We start from the raw sequence: 11,717 nt of genomic DNA, 5'->3' as shown, positions 1-11,717 counted from the left end.
TTTCCTCAATCACCGCCATCAGTTTTTATCTGCCCATTTTAAATCGATATAGCCGACAGGGTGACGGACAATTCCCTTTACTTGTTCATTTTGCAGGTGAACCTGATTATAAAAATAAATTGGAATGATCGGCGCTTCATTGATGAGCAGCTTTTCAGCTTGATGCATAAGAGAGAAACGTGTTTTTTCATCGGCTTCATTTTTCGCCTTTTGGATCAGCTGATCGTATTCTTTATTGGCCCATCCTGTGCGGTTCATCGAATTTCCCGCTTGGAAGGCTTCCAGAAAACTGATAGGGTCCGCGTAATCAGGTAAAAATGAGCTTTGAGAGAATTGGAATTTCAGCGCTTTTTGATCCTCTAAAAATACGTTCCATTCCATATTGGCCAGCTTTACATCGACTCCAAGGGTATTTTTTAATTTTTGCTGGACAGCCTCGGCAATCTTTTTATGCTCCGGCTTTGTGCTGTAAGTAAGCGTGATCGCAGGAAGCTTATTATAGTTTTCTTCCTTCATCCCCTTTTCGAGCAGCTGCTTCGCTTTGCTTTCGTTAGGCGTGATCAGGTCTCCGCCCGCTTCACGGAAATCTTTGCCGTCGGGCTGCGTAAATCCAGGCGATACAAAGGCGCGCGCCGGTTTTTCATTATTTTTCGTGACGTACTTTACAATTTCGTCTTGATCCACAGCCATCGCAAAGGCTTTTCTGATGTTTTCATTTTGAAATGGCTCCATGTTCACATTAAACCGATAGAAATAGAGACCCGCCTGGTCAACAATATTGACGTTATCCTGATCCATCAGCTGGTCGCTTAACTCTGCAGGGACATAAGCAGTATCAAGTTCGCCTGATTGAAACATCTGATAATCTGTATTTCTGTCACTGACCATCGCCCATTTCACCTTATCAAGCTTTACGGTATCCTTATCCCAATACGTGTCGCTTTTCTCCATAGTGATGCTGTCATCATGCTTCCATTCCGTCAGCTTAAACGGACCGTTCCCAACAAAAGTATCCGCCTCAGCGAACCACTTTGGATTGTCTTTATCGACCTTTTCGTTTACTGGAAAATACGCTGGATTGGAGACGACGCTGAGAAAATATTTTTGCGGTGCTTCCAGGGTAACTTCAAGGGTTCGATCATCCTTTGCCGTCACCTTCACATCGTCTTTTTTCCCTTTCCCGCTGTTATACGCTTCGCCGCCTTCAATAAGATAGCCTAGGAATGCCGATGAAGCGCCTTTTTTCGGATCAAGCATCCGCTTCCACGCGTATTCGAAGTCTCCGGCTGTTACCGGATCTCCGTTTGTCCATTTCGCATTTTCTCGAATCGTAAACGTGTAGGTTTTTTTATCCTTTGATACAGACCACTTCTCCGCCATTGCCGGCTCGGGCTCATTCTCTTTGCCAAGACGCGTCAGCCCCTCCATGATGTTATTTAACGGCTGCCATGACACATTATTGAAACCGATCGGCGGATCAAATGAAGTCGGTTCATTTTCGTTATTTAAATAAAGCACCTTTTCTCCGCTGGTTTTTGCCTTATCATGACTGCCTTCTTTTCCGGCCTGTTCATTTGCTGTGCATCCCATCAGCGCAAACGAAAGTCCTAATGCAAGGCCCATCCCCCATAGCTTTTTCACTCGTTTCATCCTCTTCCCCCTTTTCATGTTCAACCCTTTGCATCTCCTGACAGCACCGCATGCTCTGCTCGTTGATCCTGCAGCCAGCAGTTGACGGTATGCGAGTCAGATCTGATCGTCTGGGCCGGGTATACCCTATCACACACAACCATCCTGTTCGGACAGCGGGCGGCAAACGGGCAGCCCGGCGGAGGCGAAAATAAATCCGGCGGCGTTCCGTCAATCGGGATCAGCTCAGCGCCTTCTAAATCCAGCCTTGGGACAGAGCCCAGCAGGCCTTTTGTATATGGGTGCTGCGGCTGATAAAAAACATCTTTTCTTGTGCCGATTTCCGCTATTTTCCCGGCATACATGACTGCGACTCTGTCAGCTACCTGGGCAACAACCCCTAAATCGTGCGTAATCAGAATGACAGACACATTCGTTTTTCTCTGAATCTCTTTAAACAGCTCTAAAATCTGGGCCTGAATGGTTACATCCAGGGCGGTGGTCGGTTCATCCGCAATTAAGATGTCAGGCTCGCAAATCAGCGCCATCGCAATGACAATCCGCTGTCTCATGCCGCCGCTGAATTGATGGGGATATTGCTTTAGACGCTCTTCGGGATCTGGAATACCGACCAATGACAGCATGGAAAGCACCTCTTTCCGCGCCGCTTTTTTGCCCATTTTTTTGTGGCGCAATAGCGCTTCCCCCAGCTGGTCGCCGACAGTCAGCGTCGGGTTTAACGCCGTCATCGGGTCTTGAAAAATCATAGAAATGTCGGCTCCCCTTATGCTTCTCATTTCTTTGTCAGAGAGACGGCAAAGGTCTTTGTTTTTAAATAGAATGCTGCCGTCTGTCACCTTCGCCGAATAAGGCGGAAGCAGGCCCATAATGCTTTGGGAGGTCACGCTTTTGCCGCAGCCGGATTCGCCGACGATCGCAAAGGTTTCTCCTTTATACAAATCAAAGCTCACCCCTCTGACCGCCTGAACCGTCCCGCCGTAAGTCGTAAAAGACACGTGCAGATTTTTGACTGACAGAACTTTTTCCATACTGCTACCTCCTCAGCTTAGGGTCGAGCGCATCCTGCAATCCGTCCCCCAGCACATTAAACGCATACATCGTCAAGGATATGAAGAAGGCCGGAAAAAACAGGCGCCACCAATGCCCAGATAAAATCGTAGGCAGGCCGTCATTCGCCATCACGCCCCAGCTTGCAAACGGGGCCTGTATGCCGAGGCCGAGAAAGCTTAAAAATGATTCTGCGAATATAGCGGCAGGTACGGTTAATGTCATTTGTACGATGATCGCTCCCATAGTATTCGGCAGCAAATTCTTCCGGATGATGCGAAAGGTTTTCGCACCAAAGGTTTTCGAGGCGAGCACATATTCATAATTTTTAATCTGAAGCACCTGGCCTCTTACAATTCTCGCCATTCCGACCCATCCGGTCACAGTCAGCGCCACAATAATCGTGCCCAGACCCGGTCCCATGAGCACCATCAGCAAAATGACAACAAGCAGGTACGGCAGCCCGTACAGCACTTCGATAATCCGCATCATAATGCTGTCAATCCTGCCGCCTTTATAGCCGGCAACGCCTCCGTAAATGACACCGATCACAAAGTCAATCAGCGCTGCCATCACGCCGACAAATAACGAAATTCTCGCGCCATACCATGTTCGGGTAAACACATCCCGGCCGAGTTCATCGGTGCCGAACCAATGATCGGCTGAGGGCGGAAGATTTTGTTCGGTCAGCGATTGGCGTACGACACTATGAGGCGATATAAAGGGCCCGATAACTGCCATGACAAAAAGAAATAATAGAATAAAGAGTCCGGCCATCGCTAATTTATTTTTCTTCAGCCTCCTCCAGGCATCCTGCGTGTATGACAAACTCGGCCGCTTGACCGAATCGGCTTCCCGATTTTTTTCCTGATTTGAGACAAACCACTCATCCGGCACCTGAATGTGCTGTTCTGGCTGGCGTTCATCCGTTTGTACAGGGAGATTCACACGCTTCACCCTTTCTTATGCAGTTTAATGCGCGGGTCTAAGAGACCGTAGGCCAAATCGACCAAAAACAGCATGATGATCAGAATGACGCTGTAAAAAACGGTCGTTCCCATAATCACGGGATAGTCCCGCTGATTAATGCTTTCCACAAAATATTTTCCCATTCCCGGAATGGCAAAGATTTTTTCAATGACAAAGCTTCCTGTTAAGATGCTGGCGACGAGTGTGCCCAGGACGGTAATGACGGGCATGAGTGCATTTCTGAGTGCGTGTTTCACAATAATTTTGAACGGGGAAAGCCCTTTTGCTTTTGCTGTGCGGATATAATCCTGAGTCAGAACTTCGACCATGCTTGACCGTGTCAGCCTGGCAATGATCGCCATTGGCCCTACAGCAAGCGCTGCGGTCGGAAGCACCATATGAATCGGGCTCGTCCATGTGGCAGCAGGAAATAGTTTGAGATTGACTGCAAATTGCTGGATGAGCAATGTTGCGAGAATAAAATTCGGGATGGAGATGCCAAGTACCGCAAGACTCATCGCAGCGTAGTCCAAAAAGCCATTACGGCGGAGCGCAGCGATTACGCCCAGTACCAGCCCAGAAATCACAGCAATGACAATCGCCGTCATTCCAAGCTCAAAGGAAACGGGAAATCCGCGTTCCAGCATGTCATTTACGCTGTCGGATGGTTTTTTTATTGAAGGTCCAAAATCGAATGTAATGATGGATTTTAGGTAGATGATGTATTGGAAAATGAGAGGATCGTCTAAGTGATAGTAGGCTTCGAGATTTTTTTGAACGGCTTCATTTGTGCCTCTCTCCTCGTTAAAAGGAGATCCGGGAATGACCTTCATGAGAACAAAAGTCAGGGTGGTAATCACCAAAATCGTAGCTGCCATTGCCCAAAAACGCTTTATCATGTATCGTGCCAAAGCCTAAAACACCCCTTTAGCAGAATGATGTCCGCATCGCAAGCTCAGTCATGACAAGCATCGCCTGATAGGCTTCAAGCATGTCCTTCGCCTGAAATTGAACGGTTGTGGTTCCCGTTTTGATTTCCGTTCCCGGCATCAGATTCGCCCATTCTGCCTGGCCGTAATTGGCGAATTCAATGCTCAGAACCGGCCTGTCAGGCGGTGTAAGCGGTTTGACCTTGTCCTTGTTTTGCAGGGCAAATGCGGTTTTTTCTGTCAACAGCCGTCCGGCTTTCGCAGGCGACAAGCACTTCACTGCAGATCTTGAAATCGTTTGTTTGACCGCGGCTGTCGTCACGTTCGGAATGAGCTCTTCCGCTTCCTTCGCCGCCCGGTCATCCCCGGCTACCATTAATACAGGGACATCATAATAACCGGCAACGTATGCATTTAGCCCAAGCTCACCGACAGGCTGATCGTTTATGTAAAAATGACGGACCCCGAAAATCATGCTGTGTGACATGACACCGGGAGTCGAGGCTCTCGCATGATAACCGAGGAACAAAGCGCCTGTAAACGTATCATCCAGTCCCTCAACCATTGAAAATGGTTTGACGTCACCGGAAATCAAATCTGCTTCAGGGTGAAGCTTTTCAACCATCAGATTATTCATCTTCGAATGACTGTCATTGACCAGCACCTCGGTACACCCGCTGTTAAATGCTTCGGCAATACAGTAGTTTGCTTCTTCAGTCATAATGAGCCGCCCGCGTTCATAATTACGCTTGCCGGAATCCACAAAGGTATCGTCCGGAAGACCCGAAATACCTTCCATATCTACTGACAGGTACAATTTCATAACGCCCCTCCTTTTTTACTAAATTATGAATATTCTAACAAATTATATTAAAAAAAGAGGAAAAATGCAATATAACTGGGGAAAATCTCGACCATTCAGTGATAAAAAAAGAATCCTCTTGCAAGGATTCATGTCTGTTTCTCTGTCTGTTCTGTAAGCAGTTCATATTTTTTCAGCGTTCTTTCAAACACCTGATCAAAAACGTCCGGCACAGAGGCGCGTATCACCTCAGCTCCCTCTCCCGTAATTCCGCCTTTCGTTGCAACACGTTCCAGCGTCTCCTCGAAAGACATATTTTTTTCAATCAGCAGCTTGCCAGTTCCGTATAGTGAATGAATCAGAAAATCAAAGGCTTCTTCTTTGGACAGGCTGCTGTTTCTGACGGCAGACAGTGCCAATTCTTCAAAGATTGCAGCTATGAATCCCGGTGCCGAGCTCGTTAAATTGCTGGCCGCATCAACATTCGATTCTTTGATTTCTCGTACACGGCTGAAAACCGATAACAATTCATTCAGATGCTCTTTCTTCTCCGCAGCCAATGCTTCACTGTGAACGACAAGTGAGATGCCGGCTTCTGCTTCGGACGTAATGGCAGGAATAACGCGTGAGATACCCGCTTCTGTTTCTGCCTCCAAAAGACGAAGCGGCACACCGGCAGCTATGGATACGATGTGAGTATTTCTGTTCACATACGGGTGCAGACGGCGCATTGTTTCGATGACATGGAGCGGCGGGACGCATATCAAAATCAATTGGCATGTATTTGCCCAATTCTCCAGCGAATCAGCCGATACGTTTGGGTAATCTGACATGAGTGCCTGCAGCCGCTCTCCCTTCGTTCTCGTTTCAATAAATAGCTCATTCTCTTTTATTTGTCCATGCTTTAACAGCTGTCTGGCGATCATATCCGCCATGCTGCCATAGCCAATCAATCCAATCTGTTCCATCGACTCAGTCCTTTCATATACAATAAGAAGTGTACCGTTTTCCGCACTTTTTCACAATTTCCCATAATCTTTTCATTTTTATCCCACAGTTTTTGTTTATGATAAACTCAAGTCATAAACCTATCATAAATAGTAATGTGAAAATAGAGAAACGGAGTGAACATAATGGATAACTATCGTGATGAAAACAGAACGGAAGGTAATGAGAATGAGGTCTTTTTAACAAAAGAGAACGATCAGAGCACCTCCTACTCAGCACGCAATGTCATTCATGATCAGGAGAAGAAAAAACGAGGGTTCGGATGGTTCAGGCCGTTGCTTGGCGGAGTGATCGGCGGCAGTCTCGCCCTTGGCATTTACACGTTTACACCGCTTGGCGACCATGATTCTCAGGACACTGCAAAACAATCATCCAGCCAGCAGCAAACGCAATCTGTTACTGCTAAAAGCACGTCCTCTGAATCTAAAAAAAGCTCATCAAGCTCAAGCAGCTCATCTGCATTCAAGAGCGAGGACTCTTCTAAAATCTCAGATATGGTAGAAGACCTTTCACCAGCAATAGTCGGCATTACAAATCTTCAGGCACAATCAAACAGCTCTTTGTTCGGCTCTGGCTCATCCAGTTCCAGCTCTGATTCCAGCGAAGACACAGAAAGCGGTTCAGGGTCTGGTGTCATTTTCAAAAAAGAGAATGGCAAGGCTTATATCATTACAAATAACCACGTCGTAGAAGGAGCATCTTCACTGAAGGTATCTTTATATGACGGCACTGAAGTGACAGCAAAGCTGGTAGGCAGTGACTCGTTAACTGATTTAGCTGTCCTCCAAATCAGTGATGATCATGTCACAAAAGTGGCAAACTTCGGAAATTCATCTGATCTCAGAACAGGCGAGACCGTTATTGCGATTGGGGATCCGCTTGGAAAAGACCTGTCCCGCACGGTAACACAAGGAATTGTAAGCGGCGTGGACAGGACGGTTTCAATGTCTACTTCAGCCGGCGAAACGAGCATTAACGTCATTCAGACAGACGCAGCAATTAACCCAGGTAACAGCGGCGGCCCTTTGTTAAATACAGACGGCAAAATTGTCGGCATTAACAGCATGAAAATCAGTGAGGATGATGTTGAGGGTATCGGATTTGCCATTCCAAGCAATGACGTAAAACCGATTGCTGAAGAATTGCTGTCGAAAGGGCAAATTGAACGTCCATATATCGGTGTCAGCATGCTTGATCTAGAACAAGTGCCGCAAAACTACCAAGAAGGCACACTCGGCCTATTCGGCAGCCAGCTGAATAAAGGTGTTTACATCCGTGAGGTCGCTTCAGGCTCTCCTGCTGAAAAGGCTGGATTAAAAGCGGAGGATATTATCATCGGCCTAAAAGGTAAAGAAACCGATACAGGCAGTGAATTGCGCAATATCTTATATAAAGACGCAAAAATCGGTGATACCGTTGAAGTGAAAATTCTCAGAAACGGCAAAGAAATGACGAAAAAAATTAAACTCGATCAAAAAGAAGAGAAAACTTCGTAAGAGATAAAGCCTCAGACCGCAAAATTCGGCCTGAGGCTTTTTTAATAGACAAAGACCTAACTGCTCTATGAAACTTTCTGGCGAGATATCCGTATATCATACAGACTGACATCGTTCGCATCAAGATGCTAGAAACATCGTTTGCTAGGAGGTATAAACATGAAAAACGCGGGATTGAGTATGATCTGCGCAGGATTAGCTTTTCTTTTGCTGAGCTTTCTTCTCTCTGAATCGACGTTGGCATGGAGAGTTGTACTGGGTGCCAGTATTCTATTAAACGTCACTGGTACAGCAGTGATCATGCGTTTCTTAAAAGCCCCCCAATATAATAGCTGACATGCGGCAAAGCCTAAGACGAAAACGATTAGGCTTTGCCGTTTTTCTTTCAGCGTGAGTGAACCGAAGTACAAGCCCGAAATCTCTTCCGCCTTCTCTTATTCCATATATCTATTCGTATTTTTCACTTTGATCGGCAGAACATAAAAACCCCTGCCCGTTAAGACAGAGGTTTTAAGGTTATGACATGTGCTGGTCTCTATAGAGTCTTTTATTTTCAATCCCGTACGATTTCTGTACGATGTAAAGTGGCCGGTCTTTGGCTTCATCATAGATCCTGCCGATATATTCGCCGATCATGCCGAGAATCAGAAGGACAATGCCGCTGAACAGGAGCTGGATCACAATAAGTGATGACCAGCCGGTAATCGTGCTGTCTGTGAACAGCTTCAAATACAGTACGATAAACATATACAGAAATCCTGCGCCTGACATTAAGACTCCGACATAGCTTGCCAGCTTCAGCGGTTTATGTGAAAATGTCGTAATGCCGTCCATTGAAAGCTTCAGCATTTTCTTAAGCGGGTATTTCGTTTCTCCGGCAAGCCTTTCATCACGTACATACTCAACTGCCGTTTGTTTGAAGCCTACCCAGCTGACGAGTCCTCGGACAAAAGGGTTTTTTTCCTTTAATTTTTTCATTTCATCACAGACTTTTCTGTCCATGAGGCGGAAATCCCCGGTATCAATCGGGATATCAATATCTGTCATGCTGCTGAGAAGCCGGTAAAACATGGCCGCTGTCTGTTTTTTGAAAAAGGTTTCCCCTTTTCGTTTTGTACGTACGGCGTATACGACCTCATAGCCTTCCTTCCACTTTTCAATCATGTCTAAAATTAACTCAGGAGGGTCCTGCAAATCGGCGTCAATGACGGCGATGGCATTCCCCTGTGCATAATCCATACCCGCTGTAATCGCGATCTGGTGCCCAAAATTCCTTGAAAAGTCTATAATCTTTACTCTCGGATCGATCAGGCTGTACTCTCTTAAAATCTCAATACTGCGATCTTTGCTTCCATCATTGACGAAAAGCAGCTCGTAGTTTTCCTTCGTTTGATCCATGACCTCTTTTAAGCGCTGATAGGTTTCATGAATGACAAGCTCTTCGTTATACACAGGTACAACAATTGAATATTGAATATGTCTGCTCATGTTTTTTCCTCCTATTCATCAGCATTTAGTTCGTATAATGTTGCTGACTGGTTCATTCCGCCAGGCCCGCCGCCCATTTTGCCGGTTTGACCTGAATCCTTGCTGTTGCTTGATGTATCAGCTGCAGTATCTTCTTGATCAGAACTTGATTGCCATTTTTCTGATGCTACTTCTTTTCCATTTTTCTCAACCCATTCGACAATGTCATTGTTTCCGCCTTTCCCCATTCCTGAAGCCAAGAAGTATTTCACTTTTCCTTCTTTTACGAGCTTTTTAAATTGAGTCAGCGTGATCGCCGGGTCAGAACCGCTGTATCCGCCAATAGCCATGACAGCTTTTTTCGTTTTAATGATATATGGCGCCGCTGTGTTCGAATCGGTTGTGGCGAATAGGTATTCAGCTCCGGCGTTATTCTCCTCTAGATATTTGATCAGTTTTTCATTTACAGTCGCATCAGACATTCCCATGCCTTTTCCGCTCATTGATGCGAGCTGAGGGCCTGTTTCAGGCAGTGAACTGTTGCCACCGTACAATAGCGGTGTGCTTGCCCAATATATCGGCATCACCAGCAATGCGAGAAGAGCTACAAGCGAAGTATAATAACTGATCGGTTTTTGGCGCTGTTTGAACAGCAGCAAAGCAATCGCTGACAACACGCCTATAACCCCTACCCCGATACTCCATCCAACACCGATTTGATCGTTGTAGTTTCTGAGAATAAACAATTCAAATCCAGTTGTCGCAATGATTGCGCCTGGCAGAAGCCATGATTTCCAGCCTGTCTGATTGCGGTACAGATGAACAAGGGCAACCCACCCCGCACCGACAAGAGCCGCAATCGGCGGTGCCAGCATGATGAGATAATAATGATGGAAAAATTCTGCGACACTGAAGAATCCGGCAATCGGTACAAGCCACGCTACCCAGAACACCGTTTCCTTCTGCTCTATAGATAATCTTCTTCTTTCTCTCGCGCCAGCGATCAGTAAGCCTGCGATTCCAAAAATCGCAAATGGCAGAAGCCAGCTGATTTGATCAGATAACTCTGTTTGGAAAAGCCGCAGTGGACCAGGTGTTCCCGTTCCAAACATTCCTGAACCTGATTGCATTTTTGAGCCGGTTCCTGTTCCGCCTTTCCCTCCGTCTCCGCCAGGTCCTCCTTGGCCGCCATCTCCGCCGCTTGGAGGTCCTCCTTGACCGCCGTTTGGCATTTCTCCTCCGCTTGGCATTTGGCCATTGGATGGAGGTGCCGCCATATTTCCATTTGAGGATTTGTCATCACTTGATGACTGATTAGGCGGTGCTTGAGTGTTATCAGAAGAAGACATTTCTTTTGAAGCGTCTTTGTTTGGCGCACCCTGGCCGCTGCCGGAATTTTGGCCTGTCAGCCGCTGGATTCCGTTATAACCAAAAGCCAATTCCAGCACAGAGTTGGTTTGGCTGCTTCCGATATAAGGCCGCTTGCTTGCAGGGATATTGTCAACAATGAGCGGCCACGATAACGAAACGGCTGCTAATACGGCTAACGCACTTACCAGCGAAATGATTTTTTTCTTCATCGTAGCGTTTGCCGCAATCAAATAGAATAATAAGAAAGCCGGTAAAATCATGTAAGCCTGCAGCATTTTTGTATTGAAACCTACTCCAACAACGAAAAACGCTGCTAACAGCCAGATCAGCTTTCCTTTTCTGATTGCTTTAAAGAGAAGCCATGTAGCAAGCAATAAGAAAAATACCAGTAATGCATCAACATTGTTTGTACGTGCTACAGCTACAGCAATCGGTGTACATGCCATGATGAAAGAGGCAATTCTTGCTGCCGTCTTACCGAATGTCGGTTTTATTAACAGATACATTAAAAGGACAGAACCTACACCAGCAAGTGCCTGAGGTAGGATGACGCTCCACCCGTGCATACCGAATATAAGTGCGCTGATGGTTTGTATCTGGAACGTAATAGGCGGTTTATCAACCGTTATAAACCCCGCCGCGTCGAATGAGGCATAGAAAAAATTATGAAAGCTTTGCATCATACTTGTGACTGCAGCGGTGTAATAAGGATTCACCGTATCATCATTCCAGATGTTATAGATATTTAAGAATGCAGATGCGAGCAAAATGAGGATGAGGACGATATCCAGCTCGCGTTTTTTCTTTTCCACGTGTTTTTCACTCCTTTTTGTCTAACTTGGAAATAGTGTAACAAGCAAATATGAATAAACTATTAATAAACAAAGACAATATTTTTGCCGAGGCCATTTCATGCCAATCATCCTAGATACAGCTGATCTAAGCCATTTCTCCCAACCGTAATCTGATATTTCATTC

At 46.1% G+C, this 11,717-nt stretch carries 10 protein-coding genes and 1 pseudogene; 2 read left to right on the top strand and 9 right to left on the bottom strand.

Features of this window, described 5'->3' with window-relative positions:
• Nucleotides 1-18: 18 nt before the first annotated feature.
• The 6 genes from dppE to proG form a co-directional block, all read right to left on the bottom strand.
• Entirely contained in the window at nucleotides 19-1,668 is a 1,650-nt protein-coding gene (dppE, locus tag MY9_RS07190) for a dipeptide ABC transporter substrate-binding protein DppE (protein WP_014663680.1), read from the bottom strand.
• 2 nt (nucleotides 1,669-1,670) lie between these two features.
• Entirely contained in the window at nucleotides 1,671-2,678 is a 1,008-nt protein-coding gene (gene dppD / locus MY9_RS07185; RefSeq protein WP_014663679.1) for a dipeptide ABC transporter ATP-binding subunit DppD, read from the bottom strand.
• Between the two features lie 4 nt (nucleotides 2,679-2,682).
• Nucleotides 2,683-3,645: a dipeptide ABC transporter permease DppC gene (gene dppC, locus MY9_RS07180; protein ID WP_014663678.1), complete on the bottom strand. Its 963-nt coding sequence runs from the start codon at nucleotides 3,643-3,645 to the stop codon at nucleotides 2,683-2,685.
• Nucleotides 3,646-3,650: 5 nt separating this feature from the next.
• The gene (dppB, locus tag MY9_RS07175) at nucleotides 3,651-4,577 is read right to left on the bottom strand and encodes a dipeptide ABC transporter permease DppB (RefSeq protein WP_014663677.1); all 927 of its coding nucleotides are present in this window, start codon (nucleotides 4,575-4,577) and stop codon (nucleotides 3,651-3,653) included.
• A gap of 16 nt (nucleotides 4,578-4,593) precedes the next feature.
• Nucleotides 4,594-5,418: a D-aminopeptidase DppA gene (dppA, locus tag MY9_RS07170; RefSeq protein ID WP_014663676.1), complete on the bottom strand. Its 825-nt coding sequence runs from the start codon at nucleotides 5,416-5,418 to the stop codon at nucleotides 4,594-4,596.
• Between the two features lie 128 nt (nucleotides 5,419-5,546).
• A complete protein-coding gene (gene proG, locus MY9_RS07165; RefSeq protein WP_014663675.1) occupies nucleotides 5,547-6,365 on the bottom strand; it encodes a pyrroline-5-carboxylate reductase ProG in 819 nt (272 codons plus the stop codon).
• 165 nt (nucleotides 6,366-6,530) lie between these two features.
• Here proG and htrA point away from each other — a divergent pair, with 165 nt between their 5' ends.
• Together htrA and MY9_RS21775 are read left to right on the top strand one after the other, a co-directional pair.
• Complete coding sequence (htrA, locus tag MY9_RS07160) at nucleotides 6,531-7,901, top strand: serine protease HtrA (protein ID WP_014663674.1); 1,371 nt, start codon at nucleotides 6,531-6,533, stop codon at nucleotides 7,899-7,901.
• Nucleotides 7,902-8,060: 159 nt separating this feature from the next.
• Nucleotides 8,061-8,237, top strand: a complete 177-nt coding sequence (locus tag MY9_RS21775) for a hypothetical protein (RefSeq protein WP_014663673.1) — start codon at nucleotides 8,061-8,063, stop codon at nucleotides 8,235-8,237.
• Between the two features lie 180 nt (nucleotides 8,238-8,417).
• Here MY9_RS21775 and MY9_RS07150 read toward each other — a convergent pair whose 3' ends face one another.
• From MY9_RS07150 to MY9_RS21535, 3 genes and pseudogenes are all read right to left on the bottom strand, one after another.
• Nucleotides 8,418-9,389: a glycosyltransferase family 2 protein gene (locus tag MY9_RS07150; RefSeq protein ID WP_014663672.1), complete on the bottom strand. Its 972-nt coding sequence runs from the start codon at nucleotides 9,387-9,389 to the stop codon at nucleotides 8,418-8,420.
• Between the two features lie 11 nt (nucleotides 9,390-9,400).
• Complete coding sequence (locus MY9_RS07145; protein ID WP_014663671.1) at nucleotides 9,401-11,551, bottom strand: glycosyltransferase family 39 protein; 2,151 nt, start codon at nucleotides 11,549-11,551, stop codon at nucleotides 9,401-9,403.
• A gap of 7 nt (nucleotides 11,552-11,558) precedes the next feature.
• A pseudogene (locus tag MY9_RS21535) lies at nucleotides 11,559-11,703 on the bottom strand (hypothetical protein).
• Between the last annotated feature and the right edge of the window lie 14 nt (nucleotides 11,704-11,717).

It is taken from the genome of Bacillus sp. JS, from assembly GCF_000259365.1.
Taxonomy (GTDB): Bacteria; Bacillota; Bacilli; order Bacillales; family Bacillaceae; genus Bacillus; species Bacillus stercoris.
The sequence above is the reverse complement of the archived record's forward strand: the minus strand, read 5'-3'. Positions and strand labels throughout refer to the sequence as shown.